Source organism: Nocardiopsis sp. N85 (genome assembly GCF_028882275.1).
Taxonomy (GTDB): Bacteria; Actinomycetota; Actinomycetes; order Streptosporangiales; family Streptosporangiaceae; genus Nocardiopsis; species Nocardiopsis lambiniae.
On sequence record NZ_JARBUT010000007.1, the window covers coordinates 190,892 to 215,428 of the forward strand.

The window sequence follows — 24,537 nt, forward strand, 5'->3', positions numbered from 1 at the left end:
ACGATCCGGCCTGCGGTTGTCGCGGGAGGGGAAACCGGGCGTTGACACCCATGTAACCCGGTGCTAGAAACTGAACATCTTAGTAGCTGGATAGCGCTTACCAACTCATCACCTGCGAATTCCCGCAGTGTTCTCGGACACAGGGCCCATGGGACCCCGTGTCCCGCGCCCTCCCCGACCAGATTGGTGGTCTCTGAGCATGAATCCCGGTACGCGCGTCCCCACCTCGCAGTGGGAGACGGCCCCGAGAGGAGGCGGGTCCCCGTGAGCGCACTCCTCCAACGGAGGCCCGGGGCGGCCCCGGTGTCCGAGTCCTCGGCACGCCCCCGCCGCGCCAAGGCGGGCCGGGGCGGCACCGGTCGCCACAAGCGGGAGAACCTCGCCGCCTACGCCTTCCTGGCGCCCTGGTTCGTCGGCCTGGCCCTCATCACCGCCGGCCCCCTCCTGGCCTCCCTGTACTTCTCCTTCACCGACTACAACCTCATCGGCGACCACGAGTTCGTCGGGTGGGCCAACTACGAGCGCATGCTCGACGACGCCCGCCTGCACAGCTCCCTGAGGGTCACCTTCGTCTACGTGTTCGTGTCGGTGCCGCTCCAGCTCGCCATGGCCCTGGCCCTGGCGATGGTCCTGGACCGGGGTGTGCGCGGCCTACCCCTGTACCGGTCGGTGTACTACCTGCCGTCCCTGCTCGGCGGCAGCGTCGCCATCGCCATCCTGTGGCGCCAGGTGTTCGGCGCCCAAGGCCTGGTCAACCAGGTCCTGGCGGTGTTCGGGATCCAGGGCGAGGGCTGGGTGTCCCACCCCGACCACGCCCTGAGCACCCTCATCGTGCTCAACGTGTGGACCTTCGGCGCACCCATGGTCATCTTCCTGGCCGGGCTGCGCCAGATCCCCGCCATGTACCACGAGGCCGCCGCGGTCGACGGTGCGGGACCGGTGCGCCGTTTCTGGCACATCACCGTCCCCATGCTCACACCCATCATCTTCTTCAACCTCGTGCTGCAGATCATCAACGCCTTCCAGACCTTCACCCAGGCGTTCATCGTCAGCGGCGGCACCGGCGGCCCCTCCGACTCGACCCTCTTCTACACGCTCTACCTCTACCAACGGGGTTTCGGGGCGTTCGACATGGGCTACGCCTCGGCGATGGCCTGGCTCCTGCTGATGATCATCGGAGGGTTCACCGCCGTGAACTTCCTCGCCTCCAAGTTCTGGGTCTTCTATGGCGACTGAGACGAGGTCCCTCGCGCGTTCCAACGACGCCGGCAAGCGGACCGCACACATCCGACGGCTCCTCGTCCACATCGGACTCATCGGCTTCGGCCTGGTGATGCTCTACCCGCTGCTGTGGATGCTGTCGAGCTCCTTCAAACCCACCGCGGAGATCTTCCGGGAACCGGGGCTGATCCCCTGGAACTTCACCCCGGAGAACTACAGCGAGGGCTGGACCGCCCTCCAGTACCCCTTCCACCACTACCTGCTCAACTCCGCGATCGTGGTGGGCGGATCCATCGTCGGCAACCTCATCGGCTGCTCCATGGCCGCCTACGCCTTCGCCCGCCTGGAATTCCGCGGCAAGCGGCTCTTCTTCGCGATCATGCTGGCCACGATCATGCTGCCGATCCACGTCGTGATCGTGCCCCAGTACATCCTGTTCGCGCAGCTGGACTGGATCAACACCTTCTACCCGGTCATCGTCCCCAAGCTCCTGGCCACGGACGGCTTCTTCATCTTCCTGATGGTGCAGTTCATCCGCGGCCTGCCCCGGGACCTGGACGAGGCGGCGCGCATCGACGGCTGCGGACACGTGCGCATCTTCCTGCGCATCATCCTGCCGCTGTCGATGCCGGCACTGGCCACGACCGCGATCTTCACCTTCATCTGGACCTGGAACGACTTCTTCAGCCAGCTCATCTTCCTCACCCGGCCCGACATGTACACGGTCCCGGTGGCGCTGCGCACCTTCGTCGACTCCAGTTCCCAGACCTCCTGGGGTCCCCTGTTCGCCATGTCGGTCGTGGCACTGGGACCCGTGTTCGGATTCTTCCTGGCCGGTCAGCGCTACCTCGTCAAGGGCATCGCGACCACAGGCATCAAATGACGGAAAGGACCCATCCCCCCATGAACATCCTCCCCGAAGGCCGACGCCCGCGTCGCCTCCTCACCCTCACCGCGGTGGCCGCGTCACTGGCCCTGATGACCTCCGCCTGCGGCGGAGGCGGCTCCGAGAGCGACGACGGCGTCGTCGAACTGCGCTACTCCTGGTGGGGCTCCGACGACCGCCACTCCACCCTCCAGCAGGTCATCGACGTCTTCGAGGCGCAGAACTCCGACATCCGCATCGTCGCGGACTACACCGACTGGGGTTCGTACTGGGACAAGCTGGCCACCTCCACCGCCGCCGGCGACGCACCGGACATCATGATGCAGGAGGAGCGCTACCTGCGCGAATACGGCGACCGGGGCGCCCTGGCCGACCTGTCGGAGTTCGGTGACCACTTGGACCTGTCCAAGGTCGACCCGCTGGTCGCCGAGAGCGGGAACCTGGACGACAAGACCTACGGCATCGCCAGCGGCGTGAACGCCTACGCGGTCATGGCCGACCCCAAGGCGTTCGAGGCCGCCGGTGTGGAACTGCCTGACGACTCCACCTGGAGCTGGGAGGACTACGTCGCGCTTTCGGCCGAGATCACCGAGGCCTCCGGCGGCGACATCGTCGGCACCCAGAGCATGTCCTACAACGAGTCCGGGTTCCAGATCTTCGCCCGCCAGCACGGGGAGAACCTCTACAACGAGGACGGCACCCTGGGCTTCTCCGAGGACACCCTCGCCGCCTGGTTCGAGATCACCAAGGAACTGCTGGACGAGGGCGGCCAGCCCTCCGCGTCCGAGAGCGTGGAGATCGAGGCGGGCGGCCCGGACCAGTCGGTGCTGTCCACCAACGCCGGCGCCATGGCCCACTTCTGGACCAACCAGCTCGGCGGCATCACCGAGGCCTCCGGCAGCGACATCGAGCTCCTGCGCTACCCCGGTGAGACCACCGGCGAGCGCACCGGCATGTACTTCAAGCCCGCCATGTTCTACTCCGTCTCGGCCGGCAGCGAGCACCCCGAGGAGGCCGCCCGGTTCGTCGACTTCATGCTCAACAGCAACGAGGCCGCCGAGCTGATCCTGTCCGACCTGGGCCTGCCCGCCAACGTCGACGTGCGCGCCCAGATCCTCAGCTCCCTGCCGCCCGCCGACGAGCGCAGCGCCGTGTTCCTGTCCGAGGTCGAGGGCACCATCGTCGACGGCAACCCGCCGCCGCCCATCGGCGCCGGCCAGGTCGTGGAGATCACCAAGCGCGTGACCGACTCGATGGCCTTCGGCGACCTCACCCCCCAGGAGGCCGCCGAGCAGTGGATGTCGGAGGTGGAGACCGCCACCGGCTCCCAGTGACCCGTTCCCGTGACGCGGGGCCGACCACTCCCGGTCGGCCCCGCGCCCGTGTCCGGGCGGGACCGTTGCGCCCCCCGCACCCACCTGTGAGAATGGCCCGGTTCACAGGTCCGGCGATCCGGGAGCGGGCGGACATGACCGAACTCATCGTCATCACCGGCGCCGCCGGCCGGATCGGCACCCTGCTGCGCCCCCGCATGGCCCGCCCCGGGCGGATCCTGCGCCTGGTCGACATCGCCCCGCAACCGGCGCCCGCCCCCGGGGAGGCCGTCGAGACCGTCCACGGGGACATCACCGACCTGCCCGCCATGGAGGCGGCCTGCGCCGGCGCCGACGCGGTGATCCACCTGGGCGGGCTCAGCACCGAAGGCCCCTGGGAGGACGTCCTGCGCCTGAACGTGCACGGCACCCGGCAGGTGTTCGAGGCGGCCCGCCGGGCGAAGGTACCGCGGGTGGTCTTCGCGAGCACCAACCACGTCGTGGGCTTCCACCCGCGCGCCGCCGGCGACCCCGGCGACCACGCCCTCCCCCGGCCCGACACCCACTACGGGGTGAGCAAGGCGGCCGGGGAGGCGCTGGGGAGCCTCTACCACGACCGCTACGGCCTCGACGTGCTGTGCGTGCGCATCGGCGCCTGCTTCCCCCGCCCCCTGGACGCCCACATGTTGCAGACGTGGCTCTCACCCGACGACTGCGCACGCCTGATGGAGGCACTGCTGACCGCGCCCTCCCCCGGGTTCCGGGTGGTGTGGGGCGTCTCGGACAACACCCGCCGCTGGTGGTCGCTGAAGGAGGCCCGCGCCCTGGGCTACGACCCCCGGGACGACGCGGAGACGCACGCCCCCGAGATCCCGGCCGCCCGGGGCGGGGGACCCGACCCGACCCGACCGCCCCACGACCGGCTCGGCGGATCCTTCTGCGACCCCTCCCTGGACGTGGACCGCCCCGGGAGGCACACCGCGCCCGACCGGACCCGCCCGGGTCAGTCCCCCAGGTAACGCAGCACCGCGCGCACCCGACGGCTGTGCCCCGTGCCGTGCTCCAGGTCCAACTTGTCGAAGATCGCGTTGACGTGCTTCTCCACCGCGCTCAACGAGATGTGCAACCGGGCCGCGACCGACGGGTTGCTCCACCCCTGCGCCATCTGCTCCAGCACATCGCGCTCACGCGGGGTCGACCGCGCCAGCGGATCGGCGCGGCCGGCGTGCGCCAACAGACGACGCACCACCTCCGGGTCGAAGGCCGCCCCGCCCCCCCCCCCCCCCCCCCCCCGCCACCCGCTCCAACGCGTCCAGGAACTCCCCCACCTCCGACACCCGGTCCTTGAGCAGGTACCCCACCCCGCCCGAGGAACCCGTGAGCAGCTCGGTGGCGTAGCGCCGCTCCACGTACTGCGACAACACCAGCACCGCCACCCCCGGGTGCTCGGCGCGGATGCGCAACGCCGCCCGCAACCCCTCATCGGTGTGGGTCGGCGGCATCCGCACGTCCACCACCGCCGCGTCGGGCACCCGCCGGGCCACCTCCACGAGCAGGGCCTCGGCGTCCCCGACCGCCGCCACCACCTCGTCCCCCTCCTCCTCCAACAAACGCACCAGCCCCTCCCGTAACAGGACCGAGTCGTCGGCGATCACCAAACGCATGAAACGTCCCTCTTCTCGTCTCCCGGCGAGGCCGGTCACCGGGGCAGGACGGCGCGCACGGTCGTGGGGCCACCCGACCGACGCCACCGCCGCCCGGCACAGCAGTACCACGCCCCCGCCAGAGGGGATGAGCCCGACCCAGCGCGAAAGGGGGTGTCCAGGAACGCCGCACCGGCGGCGCGCGCCACCGACTCGGGGACACCCGACCGGGCCCCGGCGGGGGCGGACCCTCCCCGTTCGGCCCCCGCCGGCCGGAAGCGGCGGTAGCCTCGATGCGTCATCACCGCACAGGGGCAGACAGGGGAGGACGACCGTGTCCGACAGGTGGACCGCGATCGACTTCGAGACCGCCAACCAGGACCGGGGCAGCGCCTGCGCCGTCGGTCTGGTCAAAGTGCGCGACGGGGTGATCGTGGACCGCCACACCACCCTCATCCGCCCGCCCGCCGGGATCGACTTCTTCTCCCACCACAACATCGCCGTCCACGGCATCACCCCCGCCGACGTCGCCGACGCCCCCACCTGGGAGACCGTGCACGGCCGCATCGTGGAGTTCGCCGACGGCGACCCGCTGGTGGCGCACAACGCCCCCTTCGACATGGGGGTGCTCGTCCGGGCCTGCGCGCACACCGGCCTGGCCCACCCCGACTGGGACTACGCCTGCACCCTGGCCCTGTCCCGCCGCACCTGGGCCGACCTGCCCGACCACCGGCTGCCCACCGTCAGCGCCCACATCGGACACCGGGTGACCCACCACCACCGGGCCGACGCCGACGCCGAGGCCGCCGCGCGCATCGCCATCGCCGCCATGCAACGGCACGGCACGACCTCCCTGGCCGACCTGGCCCGCGCCGCCGGCGGACTGCGCCGGCTGGCCGCCGCCACCGCCACCCTCACCCCCGTGGCGGTGCCCGTGCGCGCGCCGGCGGGCGGCGAGGACCGCTTCGCGCGCTGGCAGCGCGCCGCCAAGGCCGACCTGCCCGCGCCCTCCCCCGACGCCGACCCCGCCGGCCCCCTGTACGGCAAGGTCGTGTGCGTCTCCGGCGACCTGGCGTCCATGGACAAACCCGAGGTGTGGCGGCGCATCGCCGAGGCCGGCGGAACCCCCGCCAAGAACGTCACCAAGAAGACCGACGTGCTGGTCACCGGCGTCGGTGACGGCGCGGGCAAGACCGCCAAGCACCGCCAGGCCGAGACCTACGTCGAACGCGGCCAGCGCATCGACTTCGTCACCGAGGCCGACCTCCTGGTACTGCTGGGCATGACCACCGGCGCCTGACACCAGGACGGGGCCGCCCGCACCGGACGGCCCCGCGACGTGTGCGGCCCCTACTTGGGGAAGCGCAGGATCGCCCCGCTGTCCGCGGCGGTCTCCCCGTGCTGCAACACCTCCATGAACCCGGCGTCGGCCATCGCCGCCGAGCGCAGCATGAGCGCGCTCGCCGGCGCCTTGAAGGCCCTGTCCGGGTCGTCCAGATGCGTCGGCTTGGCGGCCACCAGGATCGGCTCGGTGGGCGAACCCCACAGGTCGGGTTCGCCGTCGCGCTCGGCCCCCAACAGCAGGGTCCGCACACGGGCCTCCGACAGCATCGGCAACGTGGACTCCGTGCCGCGCACCGCCTGGTCGTGGGCCAACTTGCGCTCGAACTCGTCCAACGCCTCGTCGTGGGAGTCCACCACGAACGCCCGCAACGCCTCCGCCGCCGCCTGGTGCAGCCGCTCCTCCGCGTCCGGGCCGCCGCGCCCGCCCGGCACCACCTGGATCGGGATGGAGAGCTTGCGCTCGTGCATGTTGTCGCGCAGGTAGGCGATGGCCTCGTCGTCCCCGCCGACGAGGATGATCCTCGCGTCCACCTCCGCCACGGCCTCGCGCACGATCTCGGCGAGCCGGGCCGTGTTCTCCCGCCAGGTCTCCAACGGGTACTGCTTGCGGACGAAGTCGCCGCCGTACCCGCCCAGGTTGCCCGGCCCGCCCCGCCCCATCGTGGGGATGTTGTGCAGGTCGGCACCGGTGAAGGACTTCTCCGTCACCGGCTTGGGGTCGGGCTCCCCGGCGTAGGCGTACACCTTCGCGTTGACCCGGTCCAGGGCCACCAACGCGTACGGCAGGTGCCGGCCCCGGTCCACCACCACCGGCAGCGTGTCCGCCACCGGCGACCACAGCGCCCGGTCCCGGGAGGGCGGCTCGCTCAGCGTGTACACCCCCAGCAGGCGCCCCTCGGAGGCGTACAGGGCGTGGCCGTGCTCACCGAAGGCCCGGGAGGTGCCCTCCCTCACCGCCTCCCCCAGCACCTTCAGGTCGGCCTCGTCGGCACCCATCGCGGCGAGATCCTCACGCAGGTGGCGCCAGCTCAGTTCGATCTTCTTGTCGGCGTCGGTGGTGGCGCGGCTGGTGTCCAGATGCACCGAGGCCACCGGGGCGTCGCTCTCGTACAGCGGTCGCAGAAAACCCAGATCCATGTATCCGCGGGGCGCGGTCTCCACCTCGCCCCGCCCACCTCCTTCTCGGGGTCGGCCTGTTCGGGCCATCCTCAGGGGACGGTGCTGCCCACCGTAACCGCCCACGTCGCCGGTGTCACAAGTCCTTGCCCAACGATGTCCCGGCCTTGCCCGAGATCGGGCCCGCCCACCGACCCGACATCACGGGCACCGCGACGGTCGGGTGCGACCGCGTCCCTCCTGCGCAACGTCGGTGCCGGACGAAGGGAGCGACCGCGCCGGAGGGACTGAACCGGGCCCTGGAACCGGTCGAGGAGAACACCGGGGAATCGTTGGACACGGCGGCGATGGCGCGTGTCGCGCTCACCTTCGAACACCACCTGCGCCGCCTGTTCCGCGCCCTGGCCGGAACGCCGCTGTGGGAGTACCCGCGCAGACGCCGCCTGCCCCTGGCGGCCGGTCGTCGACGGCGACGCCACCCCGCTCGGCATCGCCGTCCGGTACGGCCACGGGTCGGCCGAGGCGTTCGCCGGGGCCTTTCGCGCCCTGCACGGCGTGGGCCCCGGCGAGGCCCCTCGCGCCGACGCGACGCTCACCTCACAACCGCGGACGACGTTCCGCCTGACCGTGGAGGGAGGTACCGCCGTGCGGTACCGGATCGTGGAGGAGAAGGGCGCTGCGCCTGGTGGGCCACCGGGCGCGGGTGCCGTTGGTGCACGGGGGGACCCGACCCGCCATCGAGACGTTCGTGCGGGGCCCGGGACACGACACCCCGGCCGCTCTGGACGCCCTGTCCGACGGCGAACGGCCGGGGTGCCGTCGGTGACCTCCGACGTCGACCCCCGGTGGCTTGAGGGCGGCGAACCCGACCACCGGCGGTGCCCGTCGAACGTGTCCGGGCCCCGATCACCCCCGGGGGGCGGCGAGGCCGAGGGCGCCCCCGCCCCGCCACCGGCGCGCGCGGGCCCCGGGGACGGGCCCCGCACACACCGGACGCCCCTCGAAGGGGCCCGCCGGCACACCCCACAAGGGCCCTCCCCCACCACGGGACCCACCGGGAACACACGTACAGTACGTTTGTACATGTACATATGTCCCAGGCGAGCGAGGAGCCCGACCATGCGACGAGGACAACGGCACGGCACCCCACCGCCCCGCGCCCGCCGCGACCCCCACGGCCGCCGACACGCCATCATCGAGGCCGCCGCCGACCTCATCGTCCACGAGGGCGCCGCCGACCTCACCCACCGCCGCATCGCCTCCCGAGCCCAGGTGCCCCTGGGCTCGACCACCTACTACTTCTCCTCACTGACCGAACTCAAGGTCGCCGCCCTGGAACACCTCACCGCCGAATGCGACGCCTGGCTCCAACGGGCACGCACCGCCCTGGCCGACCACGACGGCGACCCCATCGGACTGTGCGCCCTGCTCGCCGACTACCTCGCCGACCGCGACCGGGTCCACACCGACTTCGCCCTCACCTCCGCCGCCGCGAGCGACCCCGCCCTGCGCCCCCTGTCCCTGATCTGGTTCGACGGCCTCGTGGAACTACTGAGCCGGTACACCGACCCCGACACCGCGCACGCCATCACGGTGTTCACCGACGGCGCCGTCGTACACGCCCTCCTGCACGACACCCCCCTGGACACCACCACCCTGCACCGCACCATCACCGCGCTCATGGGCGCGGCGGCCGAGAGGACCCCGTGACGACCTCGCCCCTGCCCCGGACCACCACCCCCGCCCCCTCCCGACGCCGCCGCTGGGCCGGACTGATCGTCCTGTCCGCCAGCCTGCTCGTCGTGGCCATGGACATGACCATCCTCAACGTGGCCCTGCCCGACCTGGCCGCCCACCTGCGCCCCACCGCGGGCCAACAACTGTGGATCGTCGACGTCTACTCCCTGGTCCTGGCCGGACTGCTCGTACCCATGAGCGCCCTCGCCGACCGGTGGGGCCGCCGCCTGATGCTGCTGGCCGGGTTCGCCGTGTTCGGCGGCGCCTCCCTGCTGGTGCTCCTCGCCGACACCCCCGCCGCCGTCATCGCCGTACGCGCCCTGCTCGGCGCCGGCGGGGCCATGATCATGCCCACCACCCTGTCGATGATCCGCACCCTCTTCCCCGACCCGCGCGAACGCGCCACCGCGCTGGGAGTGTGGGCGGCCACCTCCTCCCTGGGCATGGCCGTGGGCCCCATCCTCGGCGGACTACTGCTCCAACACTTCTCCTGGCACGCCGCGTTCCTGGTCAACGTGCCGCTCATGGTCGCCGCGATCATCGCCGGCCTGCTCCTGCTCCCCGAGGCCCGCGACCCCTCCCCCGGCCGCTGGGACGCCCTCGCCACCGTCCAGGCCATCACCGGCATGCTCGCCCTGGTGTGGTCCATCAAGCACTTCGCCAAGGCCGGCCCCGGCGACCCCCTGGGCTGGGCCGCGCTCGCCGCCGCCCTGACCGTCCTCACCTGGTTCGTACTGCGCTGCCTGCGCCGCCCCGACCCCCTGCTGGACGTACGCCTGTTCACCCGACGCCCCTTCACCGCGGGCGTCCTGGCCGCGCTGGCGTCCATGTTCGCCATGGCCTCCCTGCTCCTGCTGGTCGCCCAATGGCTGCAACTGGTCCTGGGCGCGTCCCCGTTCATGGCCGGGGTGTACCTGACCCCCATGGCCCTGGGCGCCGTCGTCGCCTCACCCCTGGCCCCCTGGCTGGCCGCGCGGATCGGCGCGCGCACCACCCTGGCCGGCGGCCTGGCCGTGGCCGGCACGGGGTTCCTCCTGCTGTACCTGGCACCGAGCCCACCGGCCCACCCGGTGGTCCTGGTCTCGCTGCTGATGCTGGGGATCGGCGCGGGCGCGCTGGCCATCGCCTCGGCCATCATCATGTCCGGCACCCCCCAGACCAAGGCCGGCAACGCCGCCGCCATCGAGGAGACCGCCTACGACCTGGGCAACGTCCTGGGGGTCGCCGTCGTCGGCTCCATCGCCAGCGTCGTCTACCGCGCCCACCTGGACGTGGCCGACCTGACCGGGCCCACCCCGGCGGACCTGACCGCCGCCCGGGAATCGCTCGGCGCCGCCCTGGAGATCGCCGAACGCGCCCAGAGCACGGAACTGGCCACCCGCGCCGGCACGGCCTTCACCGAGGCCCTCGTCCAGACCGGCCTCATCGGCGCCATCGTCATGTTCACCGCCGCCGCGGTGGTCTTCGCCCTGGTACCCCGCGACCTGGACCTGGCCACCCAGCAGCACTGACCGCGTCCCGGCCCCGGCGCGCGCCGGGGCCGGGACGCGCGCTCACAGATGGGGGGCGCGCACCCGGGCACGGGAGCGCTCCAGGAAACGCCGCAACACCTCGTTGAACCGCTGGGGACGCTCCAGATTGGGCAGATGCCCCGCACCCTCGATGATCTCCACCACCGAGTCGGGGATGCGCACGTGCATGGCCTCGGTGAAGTCCGGCGGGGTGAACACGTCCTCCTGGCCGGCCACCAACAACGTCGGCGCCGAGATACGACGCAGCAACGGCACGTGGTCCGGCCGCTGCGCCCGCCCCTCCAAGGCGGCCGCCGCCCCCTCGGGCGGGGCCGCGTACATCATCGCCCGCACATGGTCGGCGACCGCCGGCAGGGCCCGCACGTTGGCCTCGGTCATCATCCCGACCAACACCTCGTCGGTGTAACCGCCCATGCCCTCCACCCGCAGCCGCCGGGCCATCGCCCGACGCCCCGCCCGGCCCTGCTCCGTCTCGGCGTAGGGGTTGGTGGCGGCCAGGGTGAGACAGTCGACCCGGTCGGGGAAGAGCCGACACAGCTCCAGGGCGATCTGGCCGCCCATCGACAACCCCACCACGCCCACCACGTCCAGCCCCAGATGCTCCAGGAGCGCGTCCTGGTCACGGGCGAAGGCGTCCATGGTCGTGACACCGGGCACGACGGTACTGCGCCCGTACCCGCGCAGATCGGGCGCGATCACCCGGAACCCACGACCGGCCAACGCCCTGACCTGCGGTTCCCACATGGTGTGGTCGAAGGGGTGCCCGTGCACGAACAGGATCGGATACCCCACACCGAGGTCCACGTAGTGGACGTCGATACCGCGCACGCGGGCGGTACGCGATCCGTCGCTGTTCACGGGGTTCGTCTGATGTGCCACAAGAAACGATGCTATTCACCCGCGCAAGAGCATCGATCCGTGGGGGCCCACCCTGGAGACGACGGAAACGACGGGGACCGTGCGCGATCCCGGCCCCCACACGCCGTGACCCGCCGTCCCCGGGCACGGCACGACGTGGTGAAGACCACCCCGTCCTCCCCGGAGACCCGGGACACCCGACCCCGGGGAGGACGCCCCGGCCGCCCCTCGGGACCGACCCCGACGACGCCTTCCCGCACGGACCGGGCCCCGGACGCCTCCCCGACGAGAACCCCCTACCTCCCCACCGCGGGGACCGATCGCCTCGCACACCCCAGGACGCACGCCGCCACCAGATAGGGCACGGCGAACAACGCGAACGCCATCCCGTGCCCCGTCACCGCGAACACCACCGCGTACAGCGGATAGGAGACCGTGGTGACCAGGTCCACCCCCAACCCCGCCACCGAGGTCACCGTCGCCCTGGCCGAACCGGTGATGCGCTCCTGCAACCGGGCGTCGGCGACCACACTCGCGGCCTGGCACACACCGAACCCGGCCCCCAGCAGCACCCACCCCACCGGACCGCCCATCAGGGAACCCGCCGCGATGGCCACCGCCGCCGCACCCAACAGCACCGCGAACGCACCGGCCGGCAGACGCGAGACCGGACCGGCCACCAGACCGCCCAGGGTCACCCCGGCCCACACCACCGCCACCACGACCGGCACCGTCTCCACCGGCACACCCTCGGCGGCCACCAGCAACGGCACGTACTCGTCCAGCACGCCCCAGACGGAGGTGACCACCACGAGCATGAGGATCGCACCGCGCACCCGACGGTCCCCGCGCGCCTGGGCCAGACCGGCCCGCAACGCGGCGACGTACTCCGAAGGGCCGGTCGGCTCCTCGTCCTCCTCGGCCGGATCGTGCGCCCGACCGGCCGGGGCGCCGCCACGTCCGTGCCCCGGTGCGTGCGGCACCGCCCGCACCTCGCACCCACCGGAACCGGCCGGCCCGGTGGCCTCGGAGTCGTCGGCCTCGGGACCGGTGGCGTCGGAGGCCGACCGGTGCTCGGGCAGGGCCAGACCGGCCAGGGCGCACACCGCGCACACCGCGACACTGGCCGCACCCACCGCGCCGTACCCGCCCCAGGACATCACCGGCACCGCCAGCAGGGTCGCCGCGCCCACCGCGGCCACACCCAACGCCCGGGTCACACCCATCACCCGCGCATAACGGTCCGCGGCCCCACGGTGGGCCAACTCGGTGTAGACCAACGCCTCCAAGGCGCCCGAGGACAGGGAACCGCCCACACCCCACAGCACGAACCCCAGGGCGAACACCCCGTACCCGGGAGACCACGACCACAGGGCGAACGCGGCACCGGCGAACACCGGGGCGGCGGCCAACAGGTACCGACGCGGGACCACGTCGGCCAACGCCCCGGCGGGCACGGACGTGAGCAGACCCGTCACCGCCCAGAGCACGAACAGGGAACTGATCCGCGTCACCGACAGGCCGTGGTCGGCGAACAACAGCACGTACACCGGGTACAGGAGGACGAACTCCTCCGACGCCGCATAGGCGTACAGGGGCCCGGTCACACGGGACACACGCGCGCCGCACGCGCGTGGGAACGAGAGGAACATGGAGGTCTTTCGGTCGAACGTGCAGGGACACCGGGGAACACCACCACCCGGTGGCGCCCGTGCACGGACCGAGGACCATCGTGGAACTTAATGTCGCTTGCGCATGGGACCAGCATACGCCGCCGACCCCGCCCGGGGCCGGCGGTCCACGGGACCAGCACTCGACGCGCCCCGCCCGACACAGGGTGCGCACCAGCACCCGGGTGTGGGCCCGCCCCCTCCACCGCCGACAGCACCAGGACCGCGCCGTCCCACACGGTCGGGGCGCGTTCGACCTCGGCCACGACATCGGTGTGCCCGGGAGCGTCGACGAGATAGATCCGCGCCTCGCCCACCCGCGAGGGCGCCACCGCGGCGCGCACGGTGATACCGCGTTCGCGTTCGACACGACCTGTCGGTACGGGTGTCCACGCCGCCCCCGCCGCCCAGGCGGTCGACGGCGCCGCGGTGGAAGGGCGGGCACCCGGTCAGGCCGGTCTCACCGGCATCGACATGGGCGACGATACCGACGTTCACCACGGTCACGACGGTCCTCGGAGATCGCGGAACGAAGGGACCCGACCGCCCCGTGAGACCGCCGCATGCCGTTCTCCTCACGCGAGGTGGACCGTGTGGACGCCCCCGATCACGGTGCGGCCGCGATCCGCCCGGCACATCGCCCCCCGAACCGTCGCTCAATGCAACCGATTCGTCACTGAATGAGGGACGATGTTCACCGCAGGATGGTTGGGGCGTTCTCCCTCCCGTGACCGGATGGGACACGGCCCCGCCGCTCCCGCGGCGAGCACACCCGCACCACAGGAGAACACCCATGCCGGGAACCCCCCACCACCCGAACCACCCCCACACCACCCGACGCACGGTCCTGGCCGGCGGCGCCGCCCTGGGCGCCGCCGCACTGGTGGGCGCCGCCACCCCCTGGAACGCACCCGCCGACGCCACCCCCCGCGCCACCCCCCTCACCGACCCCTTCACCCTCGGCGTCGCCTCCGGCGACCCCGACCACAACAGCGTCGTACTGTGGACCCGCCTGGCCCCCGACCCCCTCGCCCAGGACGGCCTGGGCGGCATGCCCGACCGCGACGTCGACGTCCAATGGCAGATCGCCGAGGACGAGCGCTTCACCCGCGTCACCGCCACCGGCACCACCACCACCGGCCCCGACCGCGCCCACTCCGTCCACATCGAGGCCCGAGGACTGCGCCCGGGAGCCCACTACCACTACCGGTTCCGGGTCGGCACCGACATCAGCCCCGTCGGCCGCACCCGCACCACCCCCGCACCCGGCGCCCGCGTGAACCGGTTCGCGTTCGCGTTCGCCAGCTGCCAGAGCCTCACCCACGGCCACTACACCGCCCAACGCCACCTCGCCGACGAGGACCTCGACCTCGTCGCGTTCCTGGGCGACTACATCTACGAGACCGGCGAGGCCGGATCGGTGGGCCGCCCCCACGTACCCGCCCGCGAGGTCCACACCCTCGCCGAGTACCGGATCCGCCACGCCCAGTACAAGAACGACACCGACCTCCAGGCCGCCCACGCCGCGTTCCCCTGGGCGGTGGTCTTCGACGACCACGAACTGGACAACAACTGGGCCGACGACCACCCCTACGGCGGACAGCCCTCCGAGGAGTTCCTCCAGCGCCGCGCCGACGCCCTCAAGGCCTACTACGAGCACATGCCGCTGCGACCCGCACAACGCCCCCAGGGACCCGACCTGCACCTGTACCGCCGGTTGGCGTTCGGCCGCCTGGTGGACCTGCACCTGCTCGACACCCGCCAGTACCGCGACGCCCAGTCCCAAGCCGACCGGGAGGACCCCGCGCGCACCCTGCTGGGCGCCGACCAGAAACGGTGGCTCCTGAACGGGCTGTCCGCCTCCCGGGCACAATGGAACATCCTCGCCCAGCAGGTGTTCTTCTCCCAGCGCGACTTCGCCGCCGGAGACCCCACCCGCTTCAGCGACGACGCCTGGGACAACTACAAGGTCGAACGCGACGAGGTCCGCGACCACCTCGCCGGGGTGCGCAACCCCGTGGTGATCACCGGGGACGTGCACGCCGGCTACGTGGTGGACGTCAAAGCCGACTTCGACGACCCCGCCTCGGCCACCGTCGCCACCGAACTGGTGGGCACCTCCTTCACCAGCGGCGGCGACGGCACCGACCAGAACCCGGGCGACGCCGTACAGCTCGCCGAGAACCCCCACATCACCTTCATCAACCGCAAACGCGGCTACGTGCGCAACGTGGTCACGCCCACCGAGTGGACGGCCGACTACCGGACCGTGGAACGGGTGTCGGTGCCCGGGGAACCGATCACCGACCGGGCCCGGTTCGTCATCACCGACGGCGTCCCCGGAGCCGCACCGCAGGGCTGAGACCGGCGGGGGCCGGCCGCCGCCGGCCCCCGCTCACGAATCGTCGGGGGCGATCCACAACGCCTCGGCGGCGACCAACCCCAGTGAGCGGTCGTGGGCCGGGGTCTGGTGGTCGGGGCGCACGGCGATGCGCAGCGACCCGGCGAAGGGCTGACGCTCCACGACCCGCACGCTCATACCGATGCCGATCTCGATGTCGGCCAGGTAGCGCAACAGGTGGGGGTCGGTGTCGTTGACGCGCACGATGACGCCCTCCACCCCCTCCTCGGCGTCCGACAACAGCACCGAGGGGCGTTCGACGATGTGGCCCTCGGTGGTGGGGATGGGGTCGCCGTGCGGATCCACGACGGGATCGCCCAGGTAGGAGGCGATACGGTCGACGAACTTGTCCGACACCACGTGTTCGAGGATCTCGGCCTCGTCGTGGACCTCGTCCCAGGAGTAACCCAGGGCGGCCACCAGATAGGTCTCCAACAGCCGGTGGCGGCGCAGCACCGACAGGGCGGCCTTGGTGCCCGCCTCGGTGAGACTCACCGTCCCGTAGCGGCGGTGCTCGACCAGGCCCAGCTCACCGAGTTTGCGGAGCATGCCCGACACCGACGAATTGGACACCGACAGCCGCTCGGCCATCCCGGAGATGGTGACCGGCCCGGTACCGCGCTCCTGGAGGTCGTAGACGACCTTCACGTAGTCCTCAACCGACGTGGACGGCCGTGTCGGGGTGTCGCTCATGCCCACAACCGTATCGCGGACCGCCCACAGGCCACGATTTCCACACCCCCTCGGGGGCCTCGGAGACGGGACCCCACTCCGGGCGCCCCACCACCGACGCGTCACCGATCCGCGAAGGACGACCCCCGGGCGGCCGGCTCCCGCTCCAGGACACGGACCGCCTTGGGACCCACACCGCGGATCTTCAGCAACTCCCCCGCGGTGACCCCCGTCAACTGATCGAACCGGGTGTGACCGTGGGCGGCCGGCTCCCGCGGGGCGACCCCGCCCATGCTCGCGGGGAACTCCGTGGGCGACACCTTCTCCGACTCGACCACGGCGGACCTCCCGGCGTCGCTCGACCGTCCCCCCGAGCCCAACCCCCACCGACGACGGCAACGGCGGGATCAGGCCGGGCACCCCCCGCCCTCGGGCACCAGGACGGGCCCACCACGGGAGACCACCCGCACCCCCGCCGGGCCGACCTCACGGATCTGTAGGGAACCGCACGCACAGCGCACCCACACGGTCATCCCCGAGGCGGTGGCATGGCGGGACACCACACGGAAGGGCCGACCATCGGGCCGACCGCAGTGCGGGCACACACTCGTCATCGTTTCCTCGTCCTTCGTCGCCGGAAGTCTGACCCCTCCAGCCTCTCCCCACCGACCTTCAATGTCCACGTTGAATTCATGGACCAGACCATGAAGTATGAACTACATGATCGATCTACGGCGCCTGCGCGTCCTACGCGCCGTCGCCCACTACGGAACCGTCACCGCCGCCGCCGAAGCGCTGCACATGACCACCTCCGCCGCGTCCCAACAGGTCCGCCTGCTCGCCCGGGAACTCGACGTCACCCTCCTGGAACCCCGGGGGCGCGGCGTGCGCCTGACCCCGGCGGCGCACGGCCTGCTGGCACACGCCGACGACATCACCGCCCGCTGGGAACGCGCCGAGATCGAACTGCGCGGCCTGGGCACCGAACCCGCCGGACCACTGCGGGTGACCGGATTCCCGGTGGTGCTCTCCCGCCTGCTCGCACCCATGGCCGCCGCGCTGACCGCCGCCCACCCCCGCCTGGACGTGCACCTGTCGGAGAACGCCCCCGAACGCGCCCTGGACCTGCTGTTCCAGGGCGAGGTGGACCTCGCCGTCATCGAGGCCTCCCCCGCCACACCACCGCCCACCGACACGCGCTTCGACCAGACACCCCTGCTCGACGACGTCCTGGACCTGGTGGTGCCCCGCGACCACCCCTTCGCCGACCGCACCGAGATGCCCCTGGCCCAGGCCGCCGGCCAGACCTGGGTACTGCCCCCGGCGGACACCACCTGCCACGCCCACGCCGTGTCGGCCTGCGGCGCGGCCGGTTTCACCCCGCACGGCCCCCACGGGGCACGGGAGTGGAACGCCATCGCCGCCATGGTCTCCCACGGTCTGGGAGTGGCGCTCGTCCCCCGACTGGCCGACCTGCCCCCACTGCCCGTCGTCCGCGTCCCCCTGAAGGGAACACCGGCCCCGGCGCGCAAGATCCTCACCTGCGCCCGCCGGGGGTCGCGCACGCACCCCGCCGTCGTCGCCGCCCTGTCCACGCTCACCGACCTGTCCGCCGCCGCCACCGCCCCGAGAAGGTGAGGCCCGCCCCCACCCCGGCGGCCACGGGGACCCGGGTGTCCACCCCCGACGCCCGCCCCCACCGGTGACGGCGCGATCCGCCGGCACCGCCCGACCCCATGGACCACACGGGCGGGGACGCCCCCCGCCCCCACACCCCGAAGGACCACCGTGGACCGGCACACCATCGTCGAGGGCACCGAGGCCGACCACCCCGCCTGCGCCGCACTGTGGACCCGCGCCGTCGCCCACCGCGACGGCACCGCCCCCGACCCCGTGGTGCGCGCCCGCGCCGAACACCGACTGCTCCACACCCCCCGACTCCTGCTGCTCCTGCGCACCCCCGCCCTGAACGGCTACACCCTCACCCGCCTGCCCACCGGCGGCGAGCGCACCGCCCACCTGACCCACCTCGCCGTGGCCCCCGCCCTCCAGGGCACCGGATGGGGCCGCCGCCTCATGGACGCCACCCTGGCCCGCGTGGCCGACCACGCCGACTCCCTCACCCTCGAAGTCCTGCACGCCAACACCGCGGGCCGCGCCCTGTACGAGGCCACCGGCTGGTACCCCGTCGGCGAGAGCCGCTTCCCCGAGTCCGGCATCCCCAACATCGTCTACCGCAGGGACCTGTGACCGACGGACCCCGCCGATCCGCCGATCCCGCACACCCTCAGATGTAAAACATCATTGACATCATGTCCGCCGTACCTGACACTGAGTCTTAGATATTTGACATGGAGGCGGACATGACATTCGAAGAAAGACGCGTGTGGATCTACACCGCGATCGCCCTGATCATCCCGGTGATCTACACCGCGATCATCGCCACCCGACTCACCGACACCCCACCCGAACACATCACCTACACACGCCCCCTGCTCATCGCCATCGGCACCGCCCTGGCCGCCAACCTCCTCCTCACCGTCATCGCCGGCGCCCTATGGCCACGCGACGCCCACCTGCGCGACGAACGCGACACCGAGATCGACCGCCGCGGCCTGCGCTGGGAATTCATCGTCCTGGCCATCGGCGCCGCGGCCGCACTGGCCCTCACCCTCACCCGAGCCGACCACTTCTGGATCGCCCACACCCTCTACCTCGGATTCGTGCTCTCCGCACTGACCTCATCGGCCGCCCGCATCGTCGCCTACCGCCGAGGAATGTGAACCGTGCCCAAGAAGACCCGGGTGACCAACACCATCCGCGCCCTGCGCTTCGCACACGACGAAATGACCCAGGCCGACCTCGCCGAACGCGTCGGAGTGACCCGCCAGACCATCATCGCCATCGAACAAGGCCGCTACTCGCCCTCACTGGAGACCGCGTTCCTCATCGCCCGCGTCTTCGGAACCCGCCTCGACGACGTCTTCCACTACCCCGAAACCTGAACCCCGAGCCACCCACCGCACGGAACGAGGACACCATGCCCGACACCACCGCCACCACCATGACCGCCATCGTCCGCGACCGCTACGGCCCGCCCGACACCGTCCTGCGCACCGTCCACACCCCCCTCCCCACCCCCGGACCGGGACAGGTCCTGGTACGGGTGCACGCCGCCGGCATCGACCAGGGCACCTGGCACCTCACCACCGGCCTCCCCTACCTCACCCGCCTGTTCGGCTACGGAGTACGCCGCCCCCGCACCACCGGCATCGGCGAAGACCTGGCCGGCACCGTCACCGCCATCGGCGAAGGCGTCACCGACCTCGCCCCCGGCGACGAGGTCATGGGCACCGCCCCGGGCGCCTGCGCCCAATACGCCCTCACCACCACCGACGACCTCGTGCGCAAACCCACCACCCTCACCTTCGAACAAGCCGCCACCCTGCCCACCTGCGGCCGCACCGCCCTCCAAGCCCTGCGCACCGGCGGCGACCTGAAAGACCGCACGGTCCTGATCATCGGCGCGAGCGGAGGCGTCGGCACCCTGGCCGTCGCCCTCGCCGCCGACGCCGGCGCCCGCGTCACCGGCGTATGCGGCCCCGCCACCCTCGACCTGGTCCGCTCCCTGGGCGCCACCCACGTCATCGACCGCACCCGCGCCGAGATCACCGACCACGGCCACCGCCACGACCTCATCATCGACACCGCCGGACACCGCCCCCTCCGACTCCTACGCCGCGCCCTGAACCCCCACGGCACCCTCGTCATCGTCGGATCCGAAGGCGGCGGCCCCCTCATCCAGGGCACCGACCGACAACTCCGGGCCGCCCTGTGGTCCCCCTTCACCACCCACACCCTGACCGGACTCATGACCGAGAACTCCCCCCGAGACCTCGCCCACCTCGCCGACCTCGCCGCACAAGGACGCCTCACCCCCGTGGTCGCCCGCACCTTCCCCCTCACCGACACCGCCGCCGCCCTCGCCCACGTGCGCGCCGGCCACAACGGCGGCAAGGTCGTCGTCCTCCCCTGACACCCACCCCACACCCACGGTGGGTACGACCGCCACCGGCGAACGTCGCACCCCGACGGCCCCACCACCGGCCGATCACCGCGACGGCCGGCCACACACCACACCCGGCCACACCCACAAACGGCCCACTACCGCCGCAAAGCCCCCGGACCACGACCGAAACCGCGCCAAAAGACCAGAAAAACCCCAAACCAGAGAAAAACCATCCTCATGGTTGGGCATCAAGGCATGTCAAACCGCTTCCATGACCTCCTGCGGGGTACGGCGCGGCACAGGGAAGACACCGATCGAAACCGAGGAGGTCGTGCTCATGCGCCCGTTGGACGGTACCGAAGGACCAGGAGGCGGCGGCAAGGCCGAAGCAGCGCGCACGGCCGCCCGCGAAGTCGCGTCCTCCGCGAAAGACCAGGTGCGCTCCCTCGCCCAGGACACCCGCGCCGAGACCGGCCACGTCATGGACGACGTACAGGACCAGATCCGCACAGAGGTGGGACACCTCACCGGAATGGCCTCGGACCACCTGCGCCAGTGGTCCCAAGACCTCGAATCGATGGCCGAACACGGCGCGCCCGACTCCCCCGTGGGCGGCGTCGTCCACCGGGTCGCGGCGAGCGGCTCCCAGACGGCCGACTTCCTGGAGAACCGGGGCGTCGACGGTCTGCTGGACGAGGCCGGAGACCTCGCGCGACGCAGGCCCATGGTCTTCCTCCTGGGCGCCGCCGTCGCCGGCTTCGCACTCGGACGCCTCCTCAAGGCCTCCTCCTCCACCTCACAGGACGAGGACACGACCGCACCGCAGGACACGAGCGAGCGGGCACGGTCCAGCGCTCCCCTGCCCCGACAGGGCGAGTCGGCCACGGAGGAACCGGTCCCCACACCCTTCGAAGAGCCCCAACGGGCACCCGGGGAAGGGCGTGGTTGACATGGCGACCGTTCCCCGACCCTCACCACCCACACTGGACACGACACCGGACGACAGATCGGTGGCCGAACTGATCACGGAGGTCGCCAACGACCTCCAGACCCTGTTCCGACAGGAACTGGAGCTCGCCAAAGCCGAGTTCCGCGAAGAGGCCACCAAGGCCGGCAAGGCCGCGGGCATGCTCAGCGCGGCCGCGTTCGCCGGTTACATGACGGTGGTCCTGCTGAGCCTCGCGGCCGTGTTCGGCCTGTCCGTCCTCATCGGATCGGCCTGGGCCGCGTTGGCCGTGGCGGCGCTCTGGGCGATCGCCGGAACGATCCTGTTCGTCATGGGCCGCAAGCGTATGCGCCTCGTGTCCCCCACACCCCGACACACCATCGAGACACTGAAGGAGGACGCACGATGGGCGAGACATCCGACCGGATCAGGCAGGACATCGAACGGACCCGCGCCGAGCTGACCGCGGACACGGACCGACTCGTGGACCGCGTCGACCCCCGACGGGCGGTCGAGCGGCGCACGGAGCGCGTACGCCGCGGCGCACGCGGCCTGCGAGACCGGATCATGGGTGCGGCACCGTCCTCACAAGGAGCGATGAGCGGCATCCGGCACGGCACCGGACAAATGGGCGAGGCGGCACGATCCGCGCCACGACAGGCGATGGAACAGACCCGCGGCAACCCGCTCGCGGCCGGCCTGATCGCCTTCGGCGCAGGCCTCCTCGCCGCCTCGGTGCTGTCCGAGAGCGAAGCGGAACGAAAGGCCGCCCACAAGGCCAAGGACCAGGCCTCGGACCTGATCGAACCCGCCCGGCGCGCGGTCACGGAGTCCGTCGAGCGCGTCCGGGACCAGGCGACCGAGAGCGCCCGGGAAGCGGGTGAGCACCTCAAGGAGAGCGCCACCGACGCCGCCCACAGCACTCAAGAACAGGTCCGGGACGAGGTCACGGCGGCCTCCCGACAACAACACGAACCCTGAGGCCCGCCCGCGTGCCCGTCGCGATCCGGAGAGGGGGCGACGGGCACGACACGTACCCGAACAACGCCAACCCCGCCCCCAGAAGACAACACCCGACACACATCGCACACCACCGGGACACGACCCCGACACCAACCGCCGTGACCTACCCCGACACACCACCCACCGGGGCCCCACCCCCGCCATGGCCCCGAGAATCACGGACCTCCACCACCGCCGCACCCCCACCTTCCATAACGCGCCCCCTTCTCCTATCGTGTGCACCGATTGTTAACGCGAGCCCGGTTCCCTCCCCCGCGACCGCCTCGCTACCGTGTGTGGCTTCGCCCCGCTCGAAAACCCCCGGGAGAAGCCCATGACGAAGGAGCCCACCATCTCGCGACGCGGTGCCATAGGCGGCCTGAGCGCCGCAGGAGCCCTCACCCTCGCCGGCTGGCCCACCCCCGCCGCCGCCTCCTCCGCCCGCGAGGCCCTCATCACCGTGATGGGCACCTCCGACCTGCACGGCCACTGCCTCAACTGGGACTACTACAAGAACACCACCTACTCCGACGCCAACGGCGACCACATCGGCATCGCCAAGGCCGCCGCCCTCGTCAAAGAGATCCGCGCCGAACGCGGCCACAACAACACCCTGCTGTTCGACTCCGGCGACACCATCCAAGGCGCCCCCCTCGCCACCTACTACAGCGTCGTCGAACCCATCACCGACACCGGCGAGACCCACCCCATGGCCCGCGCCATGAACGCCCTGGACTACGACGCCATCACCCTCGGCAACCACGAATTCAACTACGGCATCGACCACCTCGACACCTGGATCTCCCAGATGCGGGCCCCCGCACTGGCCGCCAACGCCGTCCACCACGGCACCGACGACCCCGCCTACAAGCCCTACGCCCTCAAACGCATGAAGGTCGACTGCACGAACAGACCCGGCACCCAACCCCTCACCATCGGAGTACTGGGCCTGACCAACCCCGGCTCGGCCATCTGGGACCGCCACCACGTCCACGGCCGCCTGGAATTCCGCGACCTCATCGAATCCGCCCGCCACTGGGTACCGATCATGCGCGCCCGAGGCGCCGACATCGTCATCGTCAGCGCCCACGCCGGCGACAGCGGCACCTCCTCCTACCAAGGCGACATCCCCGTCGAGAACGCCTCCGCCATGGTCGCCGAACAGGTCCCCGGCATCGACGCCATCCTGTTCGGACACGCCCACCGAGAGGTCCCCGAACGCTTCGTCACCAACACCGAGACCGGCGAACAGGTCCTCATGACCATGCCCTCCTTCTGGGGACGCCGCCTCTCCGTGATGGACCTGGCCCTGCGCCGCGAACACGGCCGCTGGAAGGTCATCTCCAAGAACGCCCTCACCCTCAACGCCAACACCGTCGAAGAGGACCCGCAGATCGCCGCCCTGGTCGCCGACCAGCACGCCACCACGGTCGCCTACGTCAACCAGGTCGTGGCCACCAGCGCCCGAGAACTGCGCGCCGCCGAGGCCTGCTGGACCGACACCGCCATCGTCGACTTCGTGCACAAGGTACAGATCGACACCGTCACCGCCGCCCTCACCGGCACCCCCGAGGCAGACCTGCCCGTGGTCTCCATCGCCGCCCCCTTCAGCCGCTCCGCGGTCTTCCCCGCCGGCGACCTGAGCATCCGCGACATCGCCGCCCTCTACATCTACGACAACACCCTGCTGGGATCGGTACTGACCGGCGCCGGACTACGGGCCTACCTGGAGCACTCCGCCCGCTACTACAAGCAGGTCCCGGCCACCGGAACGGTCGACCCGGCCGACCTGACCAACGCCGACAACACCCCCGACTACAACTGCGACCAGTTCGCCGGCGTCGACTACGAACTGGACGTGTCCCGCCCCGCCGGACAACGGGTCACCTCACTGACCCTGAACGGGACCCCGGTGGCCGACGACCAGAGATTCGTGGTCGCCGTCAACAACTACCGCCAATCCGGCGGCGGCGCCTTCCCCCACATCACCGACGCGCCCGTCGTCTACAACGCCCAGCGGGAGATCCGCCAGGCCCTCATCGACCACGCCACCGCGGTCGGGGTCATCGACCCCACCGACTTCCACGAGGTGAACTGGCGGCTGGTGCGCCAAGGCGCCCCGATCTTCACCTGACCCCGACCCCGAAGACCATCGAGGCCGCCCCCCGTCGACGGACCCCGCGGAGC

Annotated in this window: 23 protein-coding genes and 1 pseudogene; 17 read left to right on the forward strand and 7 right to left on the reverse strand. The window is 71.5% G+C overall.

From position 1 onward, the window contains the following. The first annotated feature begins 303 nt into the window (after positions 1-303). From PWG71_RS12435 to PWG71_RS12450, 4 genes are all read left to right on the forward strand, one after another. Positions 304-1,236, forward strand: coding sequence for a carbohydrate ABC transporter permease (locus PWG71_RS12435; RefSeq protein WP_446725017.1), 933 nt, complete (start codon positions 304-306; stop codon positions 1,234-1,236). Further along, entirely contained in the window at positions 1,226-2,104 is an 879-nt protein-coding gene (locus PWG71_RS12440; protein ID WP_274809843.1) for a carbohydrate ABC transporter permease, read from the forward strand. Before PWG71_RS12435 ends, PWG71_RS12440 begins: the two co-directional genes overlap by 11 nt. Positions 2,105-2,124: 20 nt before the next feature. Continuing rightward, positions 2,125-3,441 carry an ABC transporter substrate-binding protein gene (locus PWG71_RS12445; RefSeq protein ID WP_274809844.1) on the forward strand — a complete coding sequence of 439 codons (1,317 nt, stop codon included), beginning with the start codon at positions 2,125-2,127 and terminating at the stop codon, positions 3,439-3,441. Between the two features lie 134 nt (positions 3,442-3,575). Next, positions 3,576-4,439 (forward strand): NAD-dependent epimerase/dehydratase family protein, encoded by an 864-nt coding sequence (locus PWG71_RS12450; RefSeq protein WP_274809845.1) that lies wholly within the window; start codon positions 3,576-3,578, stop codon positions 4,437-4,439. Here the strand turns inward: PWG71_RS12450 and PWG71_RS12455 are convergent. Continuing rightward, positions 4,424-5,084, reverse strand: a pseudogene (locus PWG71_RS12455) (response regulator transcription factor). The gene PWG71_RS12450 and the pseudogene PWG71_RS12455 sit on opposite strands and share 16 nt — an antisense overlap. A gap of 313 nt (positions 5,085-5,397) precedes the next feature. Between PWG71_RS12455 and PWG71_RS12460 the strand changes: the two are divergent. Continuing rightward, complete coding sequence (locus PWG71_RS12460) at positions 5,398-6,363, forward strand: exonuclease domain-containing protein (RefSeq protein ID WP_274809846.1); 966 nt, start codon at positions 5,398-5,400, stop codon at positions 6,361-6,363. Between the two features lie 50 nt (positions 6,364-6,413). Here the strand turns inward: PWG71_RS12460 and PWG71_RS12465 are convergent, their stop codons facing one another. Next, complete coding sequence (locus PWG71_RS12465; protein WP_274809847.1) at positions 6,414-7,544, reverse strand: baeRF2 domain-containing protein; 1,131 nt, start codon at positions 7,542-7,544, stop codon at positions 6,414-6,416. Positions 7,545-8,642: 1,098 nt separating this feature from the next. Between PWG71_RS12465 and PWG71_RS12475 the strand changes: the two genes are divergently transcribed. Then, the gene (locus tag PWG71_RS12475; RefSeq protein ID WP_274809848.1) at positions 8,643-9,233 is read left to right on the forward strand and encodes a TetR/AcrR family transcriptional regulator; all 591 of its coding nucleotides are present in this window, start codon (positions 8,643-8,645) and stop codon (positions 9,231-9,233) included. Continuing rightward, positions 9,230-10,771 carry an MFS transporter gene (locus PWG71_RS12480; protein ID WP_342455966.1) on the forward strand — a complete coding sequence of 514 codons (1,542 nt, stop codon included), beginning with the start codon at positions 9,230-9,232 and terminating at the stop codon, positions 10,769-10,771. The genes PWG71_RS12475 and PWG71_RS12480 overlap by 4 nt, the downstream gene beginning before the upstream one ends. Positions 10,772-10,813: 42 nt before the next feature. Here the strand turns inward: PWG71_RS12480 and PWG71_RS12485 are convergent, their stop codons facing one another. The 3 genes from PWG71_RS12485 to PWG71_RS12495 all read right to left on the reverse strand — a co-directional run bounded on the left by PWG71_RS12485 (position 10,814) and on the right by PWG71_RS12495 (position 13,664). Further along, positions 10,814-11,620 (reverse strand): alpha/beta fold hydrolase, encoded by an 807-nt coding sequence (locus tag PWG71_RS12485; RefSeq protein WP_274809939.1) that lies wholly within the window; start codon positions 11,618-11,620, stop codon positions 10,814-10,816. A 326-nt stretch (positions 11,621-11,946) separates the two neighbouring features. Next, complete coding sequence (locus PWG71_RS12490) at positions 11,947-13,302, reverse strand: MFS transporter (RefSeq protein ID WP_274809849.1); 1,356 nt, start codon at positions 13,300-13,302, stop codon at positions 11,947-11,949. Beyond that, positions 13,254-13,664 carry a GTP-binding protein gene (locus PWG71_RS12495; RefSeq protein WP_342455967.1) on the reverse strand — a complete coding sequence of 137 codons (411 nt, stop codon included), beginning with the start codon at positions 13,662-13,664 and terminating at the stop codon, positions 13,254-13,256. The genes PWG71_RS12490 and PWG71_RS12495 overlap by 49 nt, the downstream gene beginning before the upstream one ends. 449 nt (positions 13,665-14,113) lie before the next feature. Here PWG71_RS12495 and PWG71_RS12500 point away from each other — a divergent pair, with 449 nt between their 5' ends. After that, on the forward strand, positions 14,114-15,682 hold the full coding sequence (locus PWG71_RS12500) for an alkaline phosphatase D family protein (RefSeq protein ID WP_274809850.1): 1,569 nt from the start codon (positions 14,114-14,116) through the stop codon (positions 15,680-15,682). Positions 15,683-15,715: 33 nt separating this feature from the next. Here the strand turns inward: PWG71_RS12500 and PWG71_RS12505 are convergent, their stop codons facing one another. Next, positions 15,716-16,414, reverse strand: coding sequence for a metal-dependent transcriptional regulator (locus tag PWG71_RS12505; protein ID WP_274809851.1), 699 nt, complete (start codon positions 16,412-16,414; stop codon positions 15,716-15,718). A 101-nt stretch (positions 16,415-16,515) separates the two neighbouring features. Further along, positions 16,516-16,731 carry a hypothetical protein gene (locus PWG71_RS12510; protein WP_274809852.1) on the reverse strand — a complete coding sequence of 72 codons (216 nt, stop codon included), beginning with the start codon at positions 16,729-16,731 and terminating at the stop codon, positions 16,516-16,518. Between the two features lie 382 nt (positions 16,732-17,113). Here PWG71_RS12510 and PWG71_RS12515 point away from each other — a divergent pair, with 382 nt between their 5' ends. The 9 genes from PWG71_RS12515 (at position 17,114) to PWG71_RS12555 (ending at position 24,484) form a co-directional block, all read left to right on the forward strand. Beyond that, positions 17,114-18,031 (forward strand): LysR family transcriptional regulator, encoded by a 918-nt coding sequence (locus tag PWG71_RS12515; protein ID WP_274809853.1) that lies wholly within the window; start codon positions 17,114-17,116, stop codon positions 18,029-18,031. 150 nt (positions 18,032-18,181) lie between these two features. After that, entirely contained in the window at positions 18,182-18,643 is a 462-nt protein-coding gene (locus tag PWG71_RS12520; RefSeq protein ID WP_274809854.1) for a GNAT family N-acetyltransferase, read from the forward strand. A 113-nt stretch (positions 18,644-18,756) separates the two neighbouring features. Next, positions 18,757-19,176 (forward strand): hypothetical protein, encoded by a 420-nt coding sequence (locus PWG71_RS12525; protein ID WP_274809855.1) that lies wholly within the window; start codon positions 18,757-18,759, stop codon positions 19,174-19,176. A 3-nt stretch (positions 19,177-19,179) separates the two neighbouring features. Continuing rightward, entirely contained in the window at positions 19,180-19,398 is a 219-nt protein-coding gene (locus PWG71_RS12530; protein ID WP_397222449.1) for a helix-turn-helix transcriptional regulator, read from the forward strand. Between the two features lie 35 nt (positions 19,399-19,433). After that, entirely contained in the window at positions 19,434-20,429 is a 996-nt protein-coding gene (locus PWG71_RS12535; RefSeq protein ID WP_274809856.1) for an NAD(P)-dependent alcohol dehydrogenase, read from the forward strand. A 310-nt stretch (positions 20,430-20,739) separates the two neighbouring features. Then, positions 20,740-21,351, forward strand: a complete 612-nt coding sequence (locus PWG71_RS12540; protein WP_274809857.1) for a hypothetical protein — start codon at positions 20,740-20,742, stop codon at positions 21,349-21,351. A gap of 61 nt (positions 21,352-21,412) precedes the next feature. Further along, positions 21,413-21,811 (forward strand): phage holin family protein, encoded by a 399-nt coding sequence (locus tag PWG71_RS12545; protein ID WP_446725013.1) that lies wholly within the window; start codon positions 21,413-21,415, stop codon positions 21,809-21,811. Then, positions 21,754-22,329: a DUF3618 domain-containing protein gene (locus PWG71_RS12550; RefSeq protein ID WP_274809859.1), complete on the forward strand. Its 576-nt coding sequence runs from the start codon at positions 21,754-21,756 to the stop codon at positions 22,327-22,329. Before PWG71_RS12545 ends, PWG71_RS12550 begins: the two co-directional genes overlap by 58 nt. Positions 22,330-22,684: 355 nt before the next feature. After that, on the forward strand, positions 22,685-24,484 hold the full coding sequence (locus tag PWG71_RS12555) for a bifunctional metallophosphatase/5'-nucleotidase (protein ID WP_274809860.1): 1,800 nt from the start codon (positions 22,685-22,687) through the stop codon (positions 24,482-24,484). Positions 24,485-24,537: the final 53 nt, after the last annotated feature.